The 19,255-nt window shown below is 73.1% G+C and carries 13 protein-coding genes; 6 read left to right on the forward strand and 7 right to left on the reverse strand.

The genetic code is table 11. From position 1 onward, the window contains the following. Positions 1–61 precede the first annotated feature (61 nt). On the reverse strand, positions 62–1,054 hold the full coding sequence (locus tag MFF13_RS18830; protein ID WP_147753461.1) for an NUDIX hydrolase: 993 nt from the start codon (positions 1,052–1,054) through the stop codon (positions 62–64). Positions 1,055–1,318: 264 nt separating this feature from the next. On the opposite strand from MFF13_RS18830, the gene thiE reads away from it, so the two are divergent. The 3 genes from thiE to MFF13_RS18845 all read left to right on the forward strand — a co-directional run bounded on the left by thiE (position 1,319) and on the right by MFF13_RS18845 (position 3,603). After that, the gene (gene thiE, locus MFF13_RS18835) at positions 1,319–2,044 is read left to right on the forward strand and encodes a thiamine phosphate synthase (RefSeq protein ID WP_147765034.1); all 726 of its coding nucleotides are present in this window, start codon (positions 1,319–1,321) and stop codon (positions 2,042–2,044) included. Further along, a complete protein-coding gene (gene thiD / locus MFF13_RS18840) occupies positions 2,041–2,853 on the forward strand; it encodes a bifunctional hydroxymethylpyrimidine kinase/phosphomethylpyrimidine kinase (protein WP_147765035.1) in 813 nt (270 codons plus the stop codon). The genes thiE and thiD overlap by 4 nt, the downstream gene beginning before the upstream one ends. A 126-nt stretch (positions 2,854–2,979) precedes the next feature. Then, positions 2,980–3,603, forward strand: coding sequence for a helix-turn-helix domain-containing protein (locus MFF13_RS18845; protein ID WP_147765043.1), 624 nt, complete (start codon positions 2,980–2,982; stop codon positions 3,601–3,603). Between the two features lie 116 nt (positions 3,604–3,719). On the opposite strand, the gene MFF13_RS18850 is transcribed toward MFF13_RS18845, so the two are convergent. The 5 genes from MFF13_RS18850 to MFF13_RS18870 form a co-directional block, all read right to left on the reverse strand. Next, on the reverse strand, positions 3,720–4,307 hold the full coding sequence (locus MFF13_RS18850) for an ABC-type transport auxiliary lipoprotein family protein (RefSeq protein ID WP_147765036.1): 588 nt from the start codon (positions 4,305–4,307) through the stop codon (positions 3,720–3,722). Positions 4,308–4,428: 121 nt separating this feature from the next. Beyond that, positions 4,429–5,511 (reverse strand): MlaD family protein, encoded by a 1,083-nt coding sequence (locus MFF13_RS18855; RefSeq protein ID WP_147753466.1) that lies wholly within the window; start codon positions 5,509–5,511, stop codon positions 4,429–4,431. Between the two features lie 88 nt (positions 5,512–5,599). Then, positions 5,600–6,409, reverse strand: a complete 810-nt coding sequence (locus MFF13_RS18860) for an ABC transporter ATP-binding protein (protein WP_187273759.1) — start codon at positions 6,407–6,409, stop codon at positions 5,600–5,602. Positions 6,410–6,434: 25 nt separating this feature from the next. Next, positions 6,435–7,595, reverse strand: a complete 1,161-nt coding sequence (locus tag MFF13_RS18865; RefSeq protein ID WP_147765037.1) for an ABC transporter permease — start codon at positions 7,593–7,595, stop codon at positions 6,435–6,437. Positions 7,596–7,645: 50 nt separating this feature from the next. Further along, the gene (locus MFF13_RS18870) at positions 7,646–8,860 is read right to left on the reverse strand and encodes an MFS transporter (protein WP_238272706.1); all 1,215 of its coding nucleotides are present in this window, start codon (positions 8,858–8,860) and stop codon (positions 7,646–7,648) included. 149 nt (positions 8,861–9,009) lie between these two features. Between MFF13_RS18870 and MFF13_RS18875 the strand changes: the two genes are divergently transcribed. The 3 genes from MFF13_RS18875 to MFF13_RS18885 all read left to right on the forward strand — a co-directional run bounded on the left by MFF13_RS18875 (position 9,010) and on the right by MFF13_RS18885 (position 11,584). After that, on the forward strand, positions 9,010–10,152 hold the full coding sequence (locus MFF13_RS18875) for a hypothetical protein (protein WP_147831587.1): 1,143 nt from the start codon (positions 9,010–9,012) through the stop codon (positions 10,150–10,152). A gap of 130 nt (positions 10,153–10,282) precedes the next feature. Continuing rightward, entirely contained in the window at positions 10,283–11,035 is a 753-nt protein-coding gene (locus tag MFF13_RS18880; RefSeq protein ID WP_238272707.1) for an AAA family ATPase, read from the forward strand. A 108-nt stretch (positions 11,036–11,143) separates the two neighbouring features. Continuing rightward, positions 11,144–11,584 carry a DUF1489 family protein gene (locus MFF13_RS18885; protein WP_147765041.1) on the forward strand — a complete coding sequence of 147 codons (441 nt, stop codon included), beginning with the start codon at positions 11,144–11,146 and terminating at the stop codon, positions 11,582–11,584. A 93-nt stretch (positions 11,585–11,677) separates the two neighbouring features. Here MFF13_RS18885 and MFF13_RS18890 read toward each other — a convergent pair whose 3' ends face one another. Next, positions 11,678–18,979: an apolipoprotein A-IV repeat region-like domain-containing protein gene (locus tag MFF13_RS18890; RefSeq protein WP_238272708.1), complete on the reverse strand. Its 7,302-nt coding sequence runs from the start codon at positions 18,977–18,979 to the stop codon at positions 11,678–11,680. Positions 18,980–19,255 lie beyond the last annotated feature (276 nt).

Consider the following 19,255-nt stretch of genomic DNA (forward strand, 5'->3'; position numbering starts at 1 on the left):
AAGAATACAACGTCGGCTAAGGACCAGGATTGGTGTCGGCCATCCATGGCGTGACTTGGCGCTACTGGGCGCGCCGCGACGGCGTCAGGCGCAGCCCGGGCGCGGGGCGTTCGAGCAGCACTTCGCGGCGGAAGCGCACGAGCCGCGCAGGACGGCCGGCGGTGCCGCTGGTGACGCCCTCGGTCTCCTCCACCAGCCCCTGCTGCGCCACCAGGCGGCGGAAGTTCTGCTTGTGGAGCTGCGCACCCGACAACGCCTCGACGGTGCGCTGGAGCTGCAGCAGCGTGAAGTGCGGCGGCATCAGCTCGAACACCACCGGGCGATACTTGATCTTGCCGCGCAGGCGCCCGATCGCGGTGGCGAGCACCCGGCGGTGGTCGAAGGCCATCGGCACGCCGGTGGGGTCGCCGGGGCGGGCGGGGCCGGCGTTGCCGGCGGCCTCCGGGATCAGCCCGGCCTCGAACAGCAGCTCGTAGCGCTCCAGCACGCGTTCCTCGTTCCAGGTCGCGCCGTTGAGGCCGAAGGTGAGGCCGAGGCGGTCGGCCCGCGAGCGCCGCAGCTTGGCGTCGGCTGGCGCGCCGGCCCAGGCCAGGAGCTCGGCCTCGATCGCGTCGAGCTCGGGCGGGCGCCCCTTCCGGAAATCCTCGTAGGGCAGGTAGCGATACCAGTTGCGCCACGCCGCCTCGGCGAGGCCCGCCGGGCGCTCCTCGCGCACCAGCGCGAGGTAGGCCACCGACAGGGTGTGGACGCCGGACGTGCTGTCCCCCTTGGCGTCGGCCTGCCGGTCGCGGTCGCCGAAGGTGTAGAGCTGCTCGACGTAGCCGAGGCGCTGGTGCGTCTGGCGCTCGACCCAGGCGCGCAGGCCCCGCTCGAGGGTGGCGTGCTCCGAGACCAGCGGCCCGGCCGGCAGCCCGTCGCCGCGCCCCGGGGCCTGGTCTGGCACGTGGACGGTCAGCGCCCGCGGCTCGCCCTCGGTGGCGGCGATGATCGCGGCGGCGAGCCCGACGGAGGAGGGGCTGGGCACCGTGCCGCCCGCGCGCGAGTCCGCCGACATCGTCTGTCCCGTCGCCCTGCCCATCGCAACTCCGTCCGAAGCCGGCCGAATGCCCGTGATGCGGCCGCGCTGCGGCCCGCCGTTGCTTTAGCCGCAAACCCGCGTCCGCCGTCAACGCGGCGGGCACGATCGGGCGGGGACGGCGCGATCCCGTGGGCTCTCGAAAGCGCTTGCTAAGCGTCGGCGCGATGGCCAGACATGCCTCGAGGTCTTCACGCGAGCCGGCATCCCTGTCGCTCCACGAAGCTTTCGGGGAGGTGGGCGATGCAGGCGGGCGGCAGCCTCGGGAACGCGACCACCGGCCGCGCGGCGGGTCCCAAGGTCGACCTGCGGCTTTACGGCCTGCTCGACGTCGGCGTCTGCGGCGGCGACGGGCGGCGGCTCGCCGAGATGGCGGCGGCTGCAGTCTCCGGCGGCTGCACCCTGTTCCAGTATCGCGAGAAGGACATCGCCGACGCGCGCGCCGCACTCGCCCGCATCCGCGCGATCCACGCCGCGCTCGCCGGCCGCGCGCCGCTGCTGGTCAACGACCGGGTCGACCTCGCGCTGGCCGCCGGTTGCGAGGGCGTGCATCTCGGCCAGTCGGACCTGCACCCGGCCGACGCGCGCCGGCTGCTCGGCGAGGGGGCGATCGTCGGCCTGACCCTGAAGACCGGCGCGCAGGCCGACGAGCTCTACCGCCTGCCGGTGGACTACGCCTGCATCGGCGGCGTCTTCGCCACCGCGAGCAAGGACAACCCGGACCCGCCCGTCGGCCTCGACGGGTTCGCGCGGATCGCATTCCGCGCCAGGCTCGCCCGCGGCGGCGCGGTGCCGGTCGGCGCGATCGCCGGCATCGATGCGAGCAACGCCGCCGCGGTGATCGCCGCCGGCGCCGACGGGATCGCGGTGATCTCGGCCCTGTTCGGGGCCGAGGCGGTGGAGGGGAGGGCGCGCGACCTGCGGGCGCGGGTCGACGCGGCGCTCGCCGAGCGGGGAACCATCCGATGACGCCGATCGCGCTGACCATCGCAGGATCGGATTCGGGCGGCGGTGCCGGAATCCAGGCCGACCTCAAGACCTTCTCGGCGCTCGGCGTCTACGGCGCCAGCGCGATCACCGCGCTGACCGCGCAGAACACCCTCGGCGTCCAGGGCATCCACGACGTGCCGGCCGGCTTCGTCGCCGCGCAGATCGAGAGCGTCTTCACCGACCTCGCCGTCACCGCCGTGAAGATCGGGATGCTGTCGCAGCCGGCGGTCATCGAGGCCGTCGCGGCAGCACTCGAGCGCTACGCGATCCCCAAGCGCATCCCCGTGGTGCTCGATCCGGTGATGGTCGCCACCAGCGGCGACCGGCTGATCTCGGACGATGCGGTCATGTTGCTCCGCAACCGCCTGATGCCGCTCGCCGACCTCGTCACCCCGAACCTGCCGGAGGCGGCGAGCCTCCTCGACGAGCCGGCGGCCGTGGACGAGAACGGCGCGGCGGCGCAGGCCCGGCGCCTCGTCGCGGCGGGCGCCCGCGGCGTGCTGATCAAGGGCGGCCACGCCGAGGGCGACGAGAGCGTCGACCACCTGCTCACCGCCGACGGGCTCGTGCGGCGCTTCTCTGGAACCCGCCACCCGACCCGCAACACCCACGGCACCGGGTGCACCCTGTCGGCGGCCGTCGCCGCCGGCCTCGCCAAGGGGATGACCCTCGAACAGGCGGTGCGCGCCGCCAAGGCCTACGTTAGCGACGCGATCGCTGCCGCAGACCGGCTCGCGATCGGCGCCGGGCATGGGCCGGTGCACCATTTCTTCGCGGTCTGGGCCTGAACGCACGGCAGAGACGCCGTCCCATCCACACGCGCCGCCTTGCATCCGCCGGGCGATTGCGTTTGTAGTAGCGCACGATCGTTCCGATAAACGGAACGCAATGGCGAAGCGCGGATGGCTGCGGCGATGCAGGAACAGGCGGAACGGCCGGGTCGGGGCCGGGACATGCTGAACGGGGCGGCCGTGCTGTCGGGGCAGCTCGGCAAGACGATCCAGCGCCTGCGCAAGGCCTACAACCTCTCGCTGTCCGAGCTGGCCGAGCAATCCGGCGTCGCCAAGTCGATCATCAGCCAGATCGAGCGCAACGAGACCAATCCGACGCTGGCGACGATCTGGCGCCTGTCGCAGGCGCTCGACGTCTCGATCGAGCGGGTGCTGGCGGCCAACGATGAAGAGCCCTTCATCGAGAAGTCCTCGCGGGCCGACACGCCGATCCTCGTCTCCGAGGACGGCAAGGTGCGCCTCGCGATCATCGGCTGGGTCAAGACCATCGAGTGGCTGCAATGGTACGAGGTCTCCGCCGACCCCGGCGGAGTGCTCGATTCCGATCCGCACCAGCGCGGCTCAGTGGAATCGCTTTCGGTCTCGGAGGGCTGCTTCGAGGTCGAGATCGGCGGCGTCGTCCAGCGCGCGCGGGCTGGCGAGACCCTGCGCTATCGCTGCGACCGCCAGCACGCGGTGCGCTGCACCGGCGACGTGCCGGGGCGCGCGACCATGGTGGTGATCATGAAGGCGGCGGTGATGGAGTGAGCGGCTTAAGCGCTTAGAGCATTTTCAAGCGAGGTGGATGCCGGCTCGCGTGAAGAAAATGCGACCACACAGTAGGTTAGAGCATTTTCCGTGATCCGGAGATCACGGAAAATGCTCTAGCGCCCGCCGTTCACCCACCGCACCATGTCCGCGAGCACGGTGCCGAGCGCCTGGTCGAGGGCGCGGGCGCCGTTGCCGGCATCGACCGCGGCGACCGGCACGCGGGCCGTGAAGATCCGCGCCGCGACGACCTTGCCGGTGCCGTCCGCGATCAGCTTGGCCGAGATGTCCACCACCGCCTCGCCGGTGCCGGCGGCGATGTCGAAGGCGCGGATCTCCGAGATCAGCTGGTAGTCGGACACCACCTTGTCGCCGGGGCGCGAGACCGAGCGCATGCGGCCGGCATTCTCCAGGCTCTGGATGATCCGGGTCTGGATCAGCCGCGGCAGGCGGTCGGCCCATTGGCCGCCGCCGAGGAAGGCGAGCGAGCCGCCGGCCTCGCGCACGATGATGCGGTCCGCCTCGAACGGCTGGATGCCCACGGGCTCGGCGACCACGATCGCGCGCGCGGTCGCGGCCGGGCGGCCGGTCGCGGGGAGCGCCATGAGGTCGAAGGTCAACGGCGCCGCGCCGCCGCCGCAGCCGCCCAGCATCGGGGCGACGAGCGCGGCGGCGAGCGCCAGACCGGTTACGGGGCGGAGCATACGCGATACCTGAACGATCCCGGCCGCACGGCCGGGATCGGATGAAGCTGTGCCGTTCAAACTACGCGAGCGCGGCAAACGTGCCGTGCGCCGGGGCACATCGACCCGGAAACCGGCGCGTTCAGCGGCCACCGTTGTATTCCGGCAACGTCGGCTTGCCGCCGAAGATCACCTGCGACGGGTCCCGCTCCAGGGTGCGGACCGTGCGGTTCAGGGTGTTGAGGGTGCGCTGCCCGTCGGTGGACAGGGCCTCGACCTCGCGGCGGCCGGTGCCGCTCAGCCGCCCGAAGCTCGTGGCGATGTTGGCCGTGCGCTTGTCGAGGTTCTCGGACAGGGTGCGGAACGCCTTGCCGGCGTCGCGCACCGAGATCGCGGCCTCGCGCACCTGCGTGAAGGTGCTGGCGCCGGCCTCGCCCGAGGCGGAGCCGAGGAAGCCCTCGGCGCCCTTCAGCACCGCGTCGATCTTGTCGGCTGACGCGTTGAGCTTGGCGGCGAGCGAGCGGGCGTCGTGCAGGCCGGCCTCGATGTCGGGGCTCGACGTGGCGAGCGCCGAAGAGAACCGGTCGGTGTTGTCGATCACGCGGTTGAGCTTGGTCCCGTCCACCGCCTTGACGAGGCTCGAGACGGCCGGGCCGGCCTCGGCCAGGGTCTTCGAGAAGCTCTCGACGTTGGCGAGCGTGCGGGTGATCGCGCCCTCGTTGCCGGCGACCACCTTGTCGAGGCGCTGGAGCACGTCGTCGGCCCGCTGCGCGATCTGCTTGGCGGCGGCCATCATGTCCTGGATGTCGGACGAGTCGGCGAAGATCGTTGGCATCTCGCCATTGCTGCCGGCCGCGAGCGCCGGGGCGTCGGCGTTGCCGCCGTTCAGCGCGATCACCGAGACGCCGGTGAGCATCGCCGAATCGAGGCGGGCGCGGGTGTCGGCGCGCAAGGGGGTGGTGGGCGCCACCTTGATCTCGGCGATGACCCGGCGCGGGTCCTGCGGCAGCAGGTGAACGTCCGTCACCTCGCCGACCTTGATGCCGTTGAAGGTGACGCTCGATCCGCGCGACAGGCCGCCGACGCTGCCCGAGAACACGATGCGCACCGCCTGGCTCACCTGGCGCGACGAGCCGCCCGACAGCCACAGCACGAAGCCGAAGCCGACGAGGATCACCCCGAGGGTGAAGGCGCCGATGAGGGCGAAGTTCGCGCGGGTCTCCATCGGTCAGGCCTTCCGCCAAGCTGTGGCATTCACGCGGTGCGCGGGCGCACCCTTGCTGTGCGCCGACGCACGCACCCGGTGCTTACGCTCACGCATGGGCCGGCTCTCCAATCTGCGCAGGCGCCGGCGGCACGATCGCGCGGGCGCGCTTGCCGTGGAAGTACGAGCGCAGCCACGGATGGTCGTGCGCCAGCATCTCGTCGATCGTGCCGGCGGCGATGATCTGCCCGTCGCCGAGCGCCGCGATGCGGTCGCACGCGGTGTAGAGGCTGTCGAGGTCGTGCGTCACCATGAAGACGGTGAGGCCGAGCGTCTGCTTCAGGGTCGCGACCAGCTCGTCGAACTCGCCCGCGCCGATCGGGTCGAGGCCGGAGGTCGGCTCGTCGAGGAACAGGATCTCGGGGTCCAGCGCCAGCGAGCGGGCGAGCGCCGCGCGCTTGATCATGCCGCCCGACAGCTCCGAGGGCAGCTTGTCGGCCGCGTCCGGCTTCAGGCCGACCATCTCGATCTTCAGGCGCGCGAACTCGTCGAGCAGGCGCTCGGACAGGTTCAGGTGCTCGCGCATCGGCATCTGGATGTTCTGCTTCACGGTGAGCGCGGAGAACAGCGCGCCCTGCTGGAACAGCACGCCCCAGCGCTGCTCGACGCCGCGGCGCTCGGCGATGGTGAGGCCGTCCATGTCCTGCCCGAACACCTCGATGGTGCCGGACCGCTTGGCCACGAGCCCGAGGATAGTGCGGGTCAGCACAGACTTGCCCTGGCCCGAGGGGCCGACGAAGCCCAGGATCTCGCCGCGGCGGATGTCGAGGTTCAGGCCCTTCAGGATGGTGCGGTCGCGAAAGCCCACGACGAGGTCGCGGACGCGGATGATCGCTTCGGGCTCGTTCGTCTCGGGCATGGAACCTGGGTTTCGCACGGACTCGTCAGAAATCGATCGCGGCGAAGAAGACCGCGAACAATCCGTCGAGGACGATGACCATGAAGATGGATTTGACCACCGAGGCGGTGACGTGGCGCCCGAGCGATTCGGCCGAGCCTTCCACGGCGAACCCCTCGATCGTGGCGATGATGCCGATGATCAGCGCCATGAACGGCGCCTTGATCAGCCCGACGAGGACGTGGTGGACGCCGACCGCGGCCTGCAACCGGGCGAGGAACTGCTCCAGGGTGAGGCCGCCATAGGCCATCGCGGTGAGGCCGCCGCCGGTCAGCGCCGCGAGCGCCGCGATCAGCGTCAGCATCGGCAGGCCGACCACGAGGGCGAGGATGCGCGGCACGATCAGGATCTCGATCGGGTCGAGCCCCATGACGCGGAGGGCGTCGACCTCCTCGCGCATCCGCATCGAGCCGATCTCGGCGGTGAAGGCCGAGCCGGAGCGCCCGGCCACCATGATCGAGGTGAGCAGCACGCCGAGTTCGCGCAGGATCAGCAGGCCGATCAGGTTGACGACGAAGGCCGCCGCCCCGAAGCGCTGGAGCTGGAAGATGCCCTGCTGCGCGACGATGCCGCCGACGAGGAACGAGATCAGGAAGATGATCGGCACGCCGCGGAAGGCGACCTGCTCGATCTGGTTGACGAAGGCGCGGCCGCGGAAGCTCGAAGGGCGCGAGGCCACCCGCAGGCAGGCGGCGATGACCTCGCCGAGGAAGGCGAGCCCGGTGACGAGGTCGTGCCCGCCGCGCACGACGCGACGGCCGAGGCCGTCGAGCAAAGCGACCACGCGGCCCTGGCGGACGGGGCTGGCGGGCTCCGGATCGCGCAGCTGCATCTCGCCGAGCAGGATGCGGTGCTCGGGCCGCACGCCGGCATAGGTCAGGTGACCGCCGGCGGCCTCGATCTCGCCGCGGGTCCGCTCCAGCACCCAGGCGCCGAGGGTGTCGAGGCGGGCGACGTCGCCGAGGTCGACGACCACCGGGCGCACCCTGGCCTCGGTGGCGATGCGTGCGGCGGCGGTCTCGACGGCGCCGCCCTGGTCGGCGGTCCAGCGACCGTCCAGCGCGACGCGGCCGTCGCCCGGCGCGATGGTCGCGCCGGCGGGCTGCCGGTCGGGCCGGCGGGTCGGCGTGGTGGCGGTGGCCTGCACGAAGCCTGTGTCCCTGTTCGGCGCCGGTCTGCGCCGGCGATATGTCCAGATTAGGGTTGACGGTCCGTATCGTACCGCACCGCAACCGAGACTTGTGCGGTTGAGGGCGTCGTCCGGCGCGCGGCCGCCGCCGTCAGGGCGAGGCCCGCGACCGCGAGCGGCGCCATCGCCAGGAAGGCGAGGGGCCCCCCGGCCCGGTAGGCGAAGCCGCTGAGCAGCGTGGCGCCCGCCGCCGCGGTGGCGTTCGCGGCACTGAGCGTGCCCTGCGCCCGGCCGCGGGCGCCGTCCGGGGCGAAGGCGGAGACGGCGGCCATCGCCCCGAGCTGCGTCGCGCCGAAGGTCAGGCCGTGCAGCGCCTGGAGCCCGACCAGGGCGGCCAGGCTGTCGCCGAGCGCATACATCCCGAGCGCGCGCACGAGGGCAGCCCCGCCCCCCAACGCGAGATAGCGGAACGGCGTGCGCCAGCGTGCGGGCAGGCGCGCGACGCAGGCGAACAGGACGATCTCGGCGGCGACCCCGACGCCCCAGAGCGCGCCGACGGTGGCCGTCGAGAAGCCGTGCGCCGTCCAGTGGATGCTGCCGAAGGCGTAGATCGCCGCATGGCTCGCCTGGATCGCGGCGGCGGCGGCGATGCAGAGCTTCAGGCGCGGCGGCAGGCGCGGGCGCATTCCCTCCGCGTGTTCCGGGGCAGGCGCGGCGACCGACCGGCTCGTGAACGCGACGGCGCTGGCGATCAGCGCGAGCCCGGTGAGCAGCAGCGGCACCGCGAGGGTCTCGCCCATCGCCGTCAGCAACGCGCCCCCGGCGAGGTTGGCCAGCAGGAACGCCACCGAGCCGGACATGCGGATCCGCGCGTAATCGAGCTGAGGCCGGCGGCGGATCGCGGCGAGGGTGAGGTAGTCGATGCTCGGCACGAGCGGCGCGCCGGCGACCGCATTGAGGACGACGAGGAGCGCCAGCGCCGCCCAGCCGATCCCGGCGCCGGCCGGCATCAGCGCGTAGGTCCCTGCCAGCGCGAGGCTTCCCGCCAGCAGCAGCGCCCGCGCACCGACGCCCCGGTCGATCAGGCTCATCAACGGCGCCGTGGCGACGATGCGCGTCGCGATCGGCAGCGCGAGCAGCAGCCCGATCACCGACGCGTCGAGGCCGAGCGCGGCGAGCCAGACCGGCATGAACGGCATCGCGATGCCGATCTCGACGAACACCACCGCATAGAGGAGCGACAGGCGGATACGGCTGGGCTCGAGGGGCGGTGACGCGGCCAAGGGTCTCGATCGATCGGCGTGGACGGGGCGGAGGCGGCGTCCGTAAGCCGCCGTTAAATCGATCCTGTCAAATTGTGCGCTCGCCAGTGTCGTTCCGGAGCCATGTCGAGCCCCACCGCACGCGGCCATCGCCCGCAAGGACGCGTACCATGTCCGGTTCCCACTCGCTGACGGCCTTCGAGCCGACCGAGTACGAGGCCATCGAGGCGACCATGAGCGGCAGCGCCCGCGGGCGCTGGTTCCTCGCCGAGTTCGCCAGCCGCAACCGCAGCGCCGACACCAACGTGCTGCTCGATGCGATCGCGCGGCTCGAATCCGCGGTCACGGACGGGCGCGGCCCGGACGCGGTCAGCCATTTCCGCGGCGACATCATGGAGATGGCGAACGCGATCGGCCGGACCAAGGCCGAGATCGCGGCGATCACCGATCCCGGCCACGACCAGACCCGGCTCAGCATCGCGTCGGAAGCCCTGGACGCGATCGTCCAGGCGACCGAGCGGGCGACCACCGACATCCTGGCCGCCGCCGAGCAGGTGCAGGAGAGCGCGTGGTCGCTGCGCGAGAACGGCATCGACGCGGCGGCCTGCGACGCCCTCGACCGCTACGCGACGCAGATCTACACCGCCTGCTCGTTCCAGGACCTCACGGCGCAGCGCACCGGCCGGATCGTCCACACGCTGCGCTACCTCGAGGAGCGCCTGAACGCGATGATGGCGATCTGGGGAGACGCCGGCGACCCGGTCCCGCCGGGGCCGGGCGACGCGACCTACCGCCCCTCGATGGAATCGCGGCCGGCCGATCTCGACCAGAGCGACGTCGACCGCTACCTCGGCACCGACGCGCCGGCGACGATCGCCGCCGCGCATGCGGCGCTCCGCGCGATCGAGCCGGGGGCGGTGCCGCTCCACGACGACATCGTGTTCCTGCCCTCGGCCCCCGAGCCCGAAGAGCTTGAGGTTCCTGAAGAGCCGGCGATGCTCGAAGCCCTCGGGGAGCCCGAGCCGTTCCAAGAGCCCGATGCCGACGTCGCGCTCGACTGGGCCGAGGATTTCGAGGCGCAGATCGCCTCGAAGGAGGTCGTCGCCGAGCCTGAGCAGGACCCGGAGCCGGAGCCGGAGCCGGAAACGGACCACGAGCCGGAGGCGGAGCTGGCGCCCGAGCCTGAAGCGGATCCCTCCGAAGACGCTTCACCCGAGCCGGACGCCGTGTCGCCTCCGGCCACTGAGCGCGCGATGAGTTTCGCCGAGATCGACGCCCTCAGCGTCGAGGAGAAGCTGGCCCTGTTCTGCTGAGGCAGGCTTCGCGAGGACGGCACTTGGTCCTGCGATAGGAAATCGCGCACGACACGCGGCGCGGCCGTTGCACGCTCCGGCGCGATCGCGCCATCTGTCGGCTGCGAGTCGGAGCAGCGGGGCCGGGGCGTTGGCGAGATACCAGGTCAAGACGTTGCCGCCGCCGTACCTGAGGCGGGTCTGGATTCCCGACGACGCGACCCACGACCGCGACGCCTATCCGTTCTGCCTTCCGCTGTTCCGGGAGGGCGGGTTCGAGCTGGCGTTCGACCGCCCGGTCACCATCGTCGCCGGGGAGAACGGGGTCGGCAAATCCACGCTGCTGGAAGGCATCGCGGTGCTCGCCGGCTTCGACGAGAGCGGGGGCGGCCCGGGCTACCGGGCCGTCGACAACGCCCGCGCCGCCGAGACCGGCGGCGGAAGCCTGGCGCGGTCGCTCAAGGCGAGTTGGCTGCCGAAGGTCGGCGGCGGCTGGTTCTTCCGGGCGGAGAGCTTCTTCTCCGTGGCCCGCTACCTCGACGAGGTCGGCAGCCCGTCGGCGGACTTCCTGTCCCATTCGCACGGCGAGGGCTTCATCCGGTTCTTCAAGGAGCGCTGCGCGCGACCCGGCCTCTTCATCTTCGACGAGCCCGAATCCGCCCTCTCGCCGACCCGGCAGTTCGACTTCCTCAAGCTCCTGAAGCGGATGGAGGCGGGCGGCCGGACCCAGGTGGTGATCGTGACGCATTCGCCGATCATCATGGCCCATCCGGGGGCGGGGCTGCTGCGGATGACCCGACACGGGCTCGAGCCGGTGGCGCTGCAGGACACCGAGCACTTCAGGATCATGCGGCAGTTCGTGAACGATCCGGGTGGCATGGTCGAGGCCATGACCGAGGGGTGACCCGGCCGCGCTCCCGCGGACCGGGACGAAGGGCCGCGCACCCGCTGCGACGATCCGCGTTACACGCTCTCTCGCATCGCCCCGCGCCTGCGAGAGACCGACGAGACCGTGGCCCTTCACCTGCTCAAGCTCTGCGTCGGCCCGGCCTCGATCGAGGAGCTTGCGGCGCGCCAGGCGCGGTTCCGCGACGAGGCGCTGCGGCTCGGCCTCGCACCCGCGCCGGTCCACACCACGCGGATGGTGCCCAAGCGCCGGAGCGAGATCGCCGGTCGCGGCTCGATCTACTGGGTGATCAAGGGCACGCTGAGCTGCCGGCAAGCGGTCGCAGCGATCGAGCCCTCCACCGGCGACGACGGCATCGGCCGCTGTCGCCTGGTGCTCGATCCGGCGATCGTCGCGGTCGCGCCGCGCCCCTACCGCCCGTTCCAGGGCTGGCGCTACCTGACCCAGGGCGACGCGCCGGCCGACCTCGGCGAGGGCGCGGCCGGCGACCTCGCGGCGATGCCGGAAGCCCTCCGTCGCGAACTCGTCGGCCTCGGCCTGCTCTGATCCGACGGCCTGGCCGATCAATCTTGCCCAAGAAGAAGGGGGCGCCCCCGATGGAGGCGCCCCCTTCTCGTCGTCCGATCCCGCGTGGAGCCGTCAGGCCCCCTCGAACCGTCCGCTCGCGTGGGCGAGCATCGTGTAGACCTTGCCCGTCTCGGAGGTGAGGTAGGCGTCGGCGCGGGCCGCGTCCTTGTCGTTGCGGGCCACGTCGCCGAGCAGGCGCTCGAACTCGCTGACGTAGCGATCGACGGTGCGGCGGAACTCCGCGTCGGCCCGGTAGCGGCGCTGCATCTCCAGGAAGGTCTGCTTGCCCTGCGGCGTGTAGATCTTGATGTCGAACAGGTTCGGCTCGCCGCGGCGGTAGCGCTCCCACAGGTCCACCGCGGTGCGGTGGTCGATCATCCGCGCGATGTCGGCCGAGATCGTCTCCAGGGCGATGCGGCCGGTCTCGACCGCGGCCTTCGACGCCGCCGGGGCGGGGCTCTCGGTGACGCCCGCCTCGTCCTCGTCGTCGAGGGAGGCGCGCGTCAGCAGGTCGGACAGCCAGCCGCGCTTGTCGCCCGACGCCTGGCCGGATGCGGGCCGGACGGGGGTGGCGGGGCGGGTGGCTGCGGTCTCGGTCCGGGCCGGCGTCGCCGGCCGCGGGGCGGCGGTCGTCGGCGCGGGTTGTGCGGGGGCGGCCGTCACGGTCGCCTTGGTTGGCGCCGTCGCGGCGGGCGCGGGCTGCGCCGGGGCGGTGCGGGCGGCAGGCGCCGAACGCGCGCCCGCTTCCGCCGTCCGCCGCTGCTCGTTCGCCTGCGGCTGGACCACGTCGACCGCGCGGTTGGAGCGGGCGACGAGGGCCGAGAGCTCGTTCAGCGCCTTGATCTGGTCCGAGACCACCCGGCGCATCTCGCCGGCGGCGTCCTGGGTCTCCTGCGGCAATTCCAGCACGCCGCGGGCGAGGTCGGCGCGGGTGGCGTCGAGCTCGGTCCGGATCGCCCCGGCCATCTCGCGCATGCCGGCGACCGACTCGCCGAAGCGGGCCTGCGCCTCCGCGAAGACGGTGCGCATCTCGGCCGAGGCGGCGGCGATGGCGACGCGGACGGCCTCGGTGGTCTTCTCGCCCTCCGTGCCGGCATCGGTCCGCAGGCCTTCGAAGGCCCCGGCGACGCGGGTGCCGGCGGCCTCGGCCGACTGGGTCAGGCTCTCGCCGACGGCGCGCGCCCGCTCCTCGGCGGCGCGTAGTGCGCGCTCGATGCCCTCGGCGAAGGCCGCGGTCCGGCTCTCCAGCGCGACCGAGCGCTCCTGCAGGCCGGCCAGAGCCGTCTCGACCGCTTCCCCGCGGCCCGACAGGCTGGCGGCGAGCCGGTTCTCGACGCCTTCGAGCGAGCCGGCCGCGCGGCCGAGTTCGGAGACGTGGGTGCGCGACTGCTCGGCGAGCGCACGGCTGCGCCCGTCGAGGGCTTCGGCGAGGTTCGTGGCCTCGCGCACGGCACCCTCGGCGACGCCGCGCAGGGCCTCGACCTGAGCCGAGACGCCTTCGCTCGCCGTCCCGGTCTGCGTCGCCACGTCCTGCAGCGCCGACTGGATCTGGTGGACGCGCTCGGCGAGCTCGCCCTCGACCGCGCCGAGGTTGGCGTTGGCGCCGACCAGCAGATCCTTGAGCGCGGCGTTCGCCCCCTCGATCCGGGCGACCACGCCGCCGAGGTCGCGCCGCAGGCGCTCGTTGACCTCCGACAGGCCGGCGATGGAGCGGGCGGCCCCGTTCTCGACCGCGGCGCGCAACGCCTCGGCGGATTCCCGCGACTGGGCGGTGAGCGCCTCGGTGCGCTCGCGCAGCGCCTCGATCAGCGGCTGCCCGGTCTCGGCCAACGCCCGCTCGATCGCTGTGCCGCGCTCGGCCAGGGCGCCGGAGAGCTGCAGCACCGGCCCGTCGATGACCGCGCGCAGGCGCTCGATATGGCCCTTCATCGTGTCCGTGACCGAGCGGCCGGTGCCGTCGACGCGCTCGACCAGGGCTTCGCCGCCCTCCTCGATGCCGCGCACGATCGTCTCGGCGCTCTGCGCCAGGCGGCGCGCCAGGGCTTCGCCACGCGCGTCGACCAGGCTGCCGAGCGCGACGGCGCGGCGCTCGAAGCCTGCGGACAGGGCCTCGGTCCGCTCGTCGAGCAGGGCCGCCATCGCGGCGTTGCGTTCGTCGAGGGTGGTGCCCAGCATCGCGCTGTGGCCGTCGGTGAGCGCCGCGTGGTCGCGGGCGCGCTGGTCGAGGGCCGCCACCAGGGAAGCCATGCGCTCCTCGACGAGGCCGGCGAAGGCGTCGTGGCGGTCGTCGAACGCCGTGGCGATCGCATCGCCGCGCGAGGCCACCAGGGTGGCGAAGGTCTTCATCCGGCTGTCGATGCGCTGGGTGAAGGCCTCGCTGCGGCCGTCGACGCTCACGGTCAGGGCCGTGCCCTGCGCCTCGACGGTCTTGGCGAAGGCCTCGGTCCGGGTCTGCAGCAGGTCGGCGAGGTCGGCCATGCGGGCGTCGAACGCCGCGGTGATCGCCCGGGTGCGGGCCTCGACGTCGCCGCCGAGCGCCGTGGTGCGGTTCTCCAACAGGTGCTCGATCGTGCCGGTCGCCTCGTCGAGCAGGGCGCGCAGGCCCTCCATGCGAGCCGCGACCGTGCGGGAGAAATGCTCGGCGCGATCTTCGACGGCGTTGCCGAGGGCGTGGCCGCTCTCGTCGAACAGGGTGCGCAGGGTCTGCGTACGGGTATCCACGGTCTCGGCGAGCTGCCGGCCACGGCTCTCGACCATCCCGTCGAGGGCTTCGTGGGCCTCGGAGAAGGCGTCGCGCAGGGCGGCCGTGCGGTCGTCCAGCGTCTGGGTGAGCTGTTGCTGGCGCGCCTCGACGAGCTGCACCAAAGCGGCCGGCGCCTCGTCCAACACCGCGCGCAGGGCGACGACGCCGGCGTCGACGGTGGTGGCGAGCTGCCTGCCGCGGTTCTCGACCAGCCCGTCGAGGGCCGCGTGGGCCTCCGAGAAGACGTCGCGCAGGGCGGCCGTGCGGTCGTCCAGCGTCTGCGTGAGCTGTTGCTGGCGCGCCTCGACGAGCTGCACCAGCGCAGCCGGCGCTTCGTCGAACACCGCGCGCAGGGCGGCGACGCGGGCGTCGACGGCGGTGGCGAGGTCGTCGCCGCGGCCTTCGACCACGGCGTCGAGGGCGGCGTGCGCCTGCTCGAACAGGGCGCGCAGCATTTGTGCCCGCGCGTCCACCGTCTTGGCGAACTGCGTGCCCCGGCCGTCGACGAGGTTCGCCAGCGCATCCAGGCGCTCGTCGAACAGGCTGCCCATCGCCTGGGTGCGGTCGTCCAGCGTGGTGGTGGCGTGGCCGAGCGTCGCCGCGATGGTCTCGACCAGCTCGCGGCCGCGGTTGTCGAGGGCGTCGTGGAGCGGTCCCATGCGGCCGTCGAGGCTCGACGACAGGGTGGTGGCGTGCTCATCGAGCAGGACGCGGATCTGGTTGGTGCGGGCGTCGAGCAGGTCGTGGACGGTGCGCACGCCCTCGTCGAGCAGGCCGCTGATGTCCGAGGTGCGGGACGCCAGCGTGCGCCCGAGTCGGCCCTCGCCGTCGCCGAGCATGCGCTCCGCGTCCGCGATGGTCTGCTGGAGCTTCGCCAGCACGCTCTCGCCGCGCTGATCGATGACCTCGCCGAGCGAGGTGCCGCCGCGGTCGAACAGGCGGGCCAGCTCGGTGATGCGGCCGCCGATGGCGCCGAACACCATGCGGCCCTTCTCGTCGAGCTCGCTCGACATCGCGGCGGTGCGCTCGTCGATGAGGTGGCCGAGCAGGTCCGAACGCTCGGCGAAGGCGCGCCGCACCGCTTCGGTCTGGGTGGCCAGCGCCGCGTCGGCGCTGGTGGCGCGCTCCTCGATCAGCGCGACGAGTTCCTGGACGCGCCCGGCGAGGGCGGCGTCGATGCCGCCGGTCCGCTCCTCAATGGCGCGGGTGAGGTCGGCGACGCGCGCCGCCATCGCGGCGTCGATCCCGCTGGTGCGGCTCTCGATGGTCGCGACGAGCTCGCGGGTGCGGCCGCCGAGTTCCTCGTCGATCGCGCGGGTGCGGCTTTCGATCAGGCGGATCGCCTCGAAGGCCTGGGCACCGAAGCGCTCGTCGACCAGGCGGCTGCGCTCCTCCAGCGCCGCGCCGATCGCTTCCAGGCGGCCGAGCACGCCGGTGTCGAAGCGTCCGGCCCCCTCGTCGAGGCGGCGCGCCATCTCCTCGCTGCGCTCGGCGAGGGCGTCGCTGAGGGCGGCGGCACGGGACGCGATGTCCTGGCCCAGGCCCGCGGCACGGCCGTCCAGCGCCTCGACGAGGTCGCGGCTGCCCTCGGCCATGATCCGCGCCATTTCGCCGGTGCGGCCGATCAGGGCCTCGTTCAGCGCCGTCGCGCGGGTGCCGAGATGGCCGTCGATGTGGCTCACGAGGTTGGCGAAGGTCTCTCCGATCTCGGCCGAACGCTTGGCGGAGCGGTCTTCCAGGGCGCCGAGATGCGTCTCGACGGCGTCCCGCGCGTCGCGGGTGCGCTCGACGATGGTCTCGGCGAAGGCCTGGCCCCGGACGGAGATGAGCCGGTCCATCTCGGCGAGGCTGCCGCCCATGGTCTCGCCCAGCGTGGAGGTGTCGCGGGAGATCTTGTCGGCGAGGATGTCGCCGCGGGCGATGATGTCGTGGAGGGCGGCGAGGCGGTTGCCGATCGTCTCGTCGATCGCCTTCACCCGCACGTCGGCGGTCTCGCCGAAGCTGGCGCCGCTCTGGTGCAGGGCGTCGGCGACGCGCGCGCCCTGGGTCGCCACGGCGAGCACGATGTCGCGCCCGGTTCCGGCGATCCGCGCCTGGGTCTCCTCGGCATGGCTGGCGAGCAGGTCGGTGACGCCGCGGCCGTGTTCGCCGAAGGCCGCCTCGATCGTGCGCATCCGGGCCGACAGCTCCTCGGCGACCTGCTCGGCCGCGCGGGCGATGGCGCCGGTGGTCTCGTTCGAACGGGTCGAGAACTCGGCGTTGAGCGTGCCCATCGCGGTGCGCAGGGCTTCGATCGCCGCCTCGGCGCGTCCGCCAAGCTGGCCGCCGGCCTCCTCGGAGGCGGCGCCGATCCGGCCGAGCAGGCCGTTCATGTGGGTCTCGACGGCGCTCGTCACCTCGCCCGAGGTGGCGCGCAGGGCGTCCATGGCGGCGGAGACGCGGGCGGCCATCTCTGCGGTCTGGGCGGCGGTCGCCCCGTGCGCGGTCGAGGCGGCGAGGGTGATCGCCTCCGCGGCTTCGGCGCTGCGGGCAGCGAGGTCGGCGGCGGTGTCGGCGAGGCGCCGCTCGAAGATCTGCACGGCCTCGACGGTGCGGGCTTCCAACTCGCCGGTGGCGCCGGCGGCGGAGCGACGCATCGCCTGCGCCGCCTCGGCTCCGGTGGCGCCGATCGAGACCGTGGTCTCCTCGGCCGAGCGGCGGAAGCTGTCGACGGCCTCGGCGGTGCGCGCCACGATCTCGGCCGACAGGGTCGCGATGGTCTCGCGCAGGGACCCGGTCGCACCCGAGGCACCGTGGGCGAAGGTGTCGCCGAGGCTGGCGAAGGCGGCCTCCAGGCTGGAGGCCGCCTCCTGCGAGCGCAAAGCCACGAGGCTGCCGGCGCGCTCGCCGGCCGCGTCGAGGCGGGTCTCGAGGGCGCCGCCGTGGAGCGTGATGGTCTCGTGCAGGCGCCCGGCGATCGCCTCGATGCGGTCGGCGACGACACCGCCGCCGGCGGTGACGGTCTCCGCGATGCGCTCGGCGGTGCCGACGAGGTCGTCGCGAACCGTGGTCGCGCGGGTGGTGAAGGTCTCGATCACCCCGGCTGCGGCGAGCGCGAGCCCGGCCTGGGCGTCGCGGCCGCGGGCCTCGATCGACGCGGCGACGCCGTCGCCGGCGGTCTCGATCTCGGTGCGGAGGGCTGCGCCGCGTCCGGCGATGTCGTCGGACAGGGCGGTGCCGGTCGCCGCGAAATGCGCGCGCAGGGCGTCGCCGGTCTCGGCGAAGCGGGCGGTGATCTCGCCGCCGGTCTGGGTGAAGCGCTCGGCCAACGCGTCGCCGCGGCTGAGGAAGGTGGTCTCCAGGCTTCCCGCCGAGCGCTCGAAGCTTTCGCGCACGGTGGCGCCCTGGCGGTCGAGGGCGTCGATCACGCCGGCGCCGGTCTCGGCGAGCGAGCGCGCGACCTGGCTGGCGTTCTCGGCCAGCCGCTCGGTGAGCGCGCCGCCGGTGCTCTCGAACACGCGGGTCACGTCGGCGGCCCGGGTCTCGAACGAACGGGTCAGCGTCTCGCCTACCTCGGCGATCGAGCCGCGCACGCCCTCGCTGGTGGCGGCGAGCCGCGCGATCAGCTCGTCGCCGCGCCCCGACATCACGCCGACCACACGGTCGCCCGCCTCGCCCAGCGACGCCGTGATCGCGTCGCCGCGCGCGTCCAGCGCCCCGGTGACGCGCTCGCCGGCTCCGGTCATCGCCGTGACGATGCGCTCGGCCGCGCCCTCCAGCTCCTGCGTCAGGCTCTGGTGCGAGCCGGTGATCGCGCCGCGCACCCGCTCGGCGTTGGCGACGATGCTTTCGCGCTGCGCGACCAGCTCGTCGACGAGCGAGCGGATCCGGATCTCGTTGTCGGAGTAGGCCCGCTCCAGGGTCGCGATCTCGCCGCGCACCAGGGTCTCGAGCTCGCCGGCCCGGGCGAGCGCCCGCTCGACGCCGTCGCCGACGGCGGCGACTTCGCGGCGCACGGTCTGCGACATCGTCAGCACGGCGTCGGTGGAGAAGCTTTCGGGCTCGGCCAGGCGGATCGCGACCTCGCCGACGGCGCGCGCCACGAGGCGCATCTCCTGCGCGCGCACGGCCAGCATGCCGGTGATCAGGAACAGCACCACCGGCCCGACAAGCGCGGCCGCGCCGACGGTCGCCTGCAGCGCGGTGAGGCCCGTGAGGAACCCGCGCAGGTCGCCGCCGGACTGGTTCCAGGCGAGCAGCGCGAGGCCGTTCACCCAGACGAAGGCCGCGAGCGCGGCGAGGATGTAGGGGGTGCGGGCCGGGCGGACCCGGAGCGTCTGCTGCAGGATGCCGATGTTGCGGCGGTCGTCGTTGGCCACGAGGGAGCGGTCGGGCGGCAGCAGGCCGCCCTCGCGGTGGGCGCGCTCGCGGCCGGGCGGCGGCACGTCGGAGGCGAGCGGCGGATCGAGGTCGAGGCGGGGCGGGCTCAGGCGGCCGGCCTGCTCCTGCAGCGGGTCGCCGTCGCCGACGTCGGGCAGGCGCGGCTCCGCGCGGGCCTCGGCCTCGGGCGTCAGGACCTCGAGGTTCAGCGCCTGCTCGATCGCAGAGAGCGCCGCCTCGGCCGGGTCCTTCAGCTTCTTCTCGGTGGCCATGCAACGCCTCGTTACGCGATCCCGCGACCGCCGGCGAAAGCCGGAGGCGGAGACACAACTACCCGTTTACCAAGTCAATTTAGACCCCGTCGCCCCCTCGGGATACCCGACCGGCGCGTCGGCGCCGGAAATCCTTAACGGAATGGTTACCAAGGCGGGGCGGCCCATGCGGACGGGCCGCCAAACCATGATGCCGCAAGGACGATCCGGTGGCGACCGCTTTGCCGCCTGCCCTGTGGACAGCAGGGACGCGGGCAAACCAGACAGGCAAGCTAG

This window comes from Methylobacterium cerastii (assembly GCF_022179125.1).
Taxonomy (GTDB): domain Bacteria; phylum Pseudomonadota; class Alphaproteobacteria; order Rhizobiales; family Beijerinckiaceae; genus Methylobacterium; species Methylobacterium cerastii.

Excerpts from the sequence above, each read along its gene's own strand:
- thiE (WP_147765034.1), top strand. The coding sequence starts at position 1,319 with ATGCAGGCGGGCGGCAGCCTCGGGAACGCGACCACCGGCCGCGCGGCG.
- MFF13_RS18860 (WP_187273759.1), bottom strand. The coding sequence starts at position 6,409 with ATGCCCGAGACGAACGAGCCCGAAGCGATCATCCGCGTCCGCGACCTC.
- MFF13_RS18890 (WP_238272708.1), bottom strand. The coding sequence starts at position 18,979 with ATGGCCACCGAGAAGAAGCTGAAGGACCCGGCCGAGGCGGCGCTCTCT.
- MFF13_RS18855 (WP_147753466.1), bottom strand. The coding sequence starts at position 5,511 with ATGGAGACCCGCGCGAACTTCGCCCTCATCGGCGCCTTCACCCTCGGG.
- MFF13_RS18875 (WP_147831587.1), top strand. The coding sequence starts at position 9,010 with ATGTCCGGTTCCCACTCGCTGACGGCCTTCGAGCCGACCGAGTACGAG.
- thiD (WP_147765035.1), top strand. The coding sequence starts at position 2,041 with ATGACGCCGATCGCGCTGACCATCGCAGGATCGGATTCGGGCGGCGGT.
- MFF13_RS18845 (WP_147765043.1), top strand. The coding sequence starts at position 2,980 with ATGCAGGAACAGGCGGAACGGCCGGGTCGGGGCCGGGACATGCTGAAC.
- MFF13_RS18850 (WP_147765036.1), bottom strand. The coding sequence starts at position 4,307 with ATGCTCCGCCCCGTAACCGGTCTGGCGCTCGCCGCCGCGCTCGTCGCC.
- MFF13_RS18830 (WP_147753461.1), bottom strand. The coding sequence starts at position 1,054 with ATGTCGGCGGACTCGCGCGCGGGCGGCACGGTGCCCAGCCCCTCCTCC.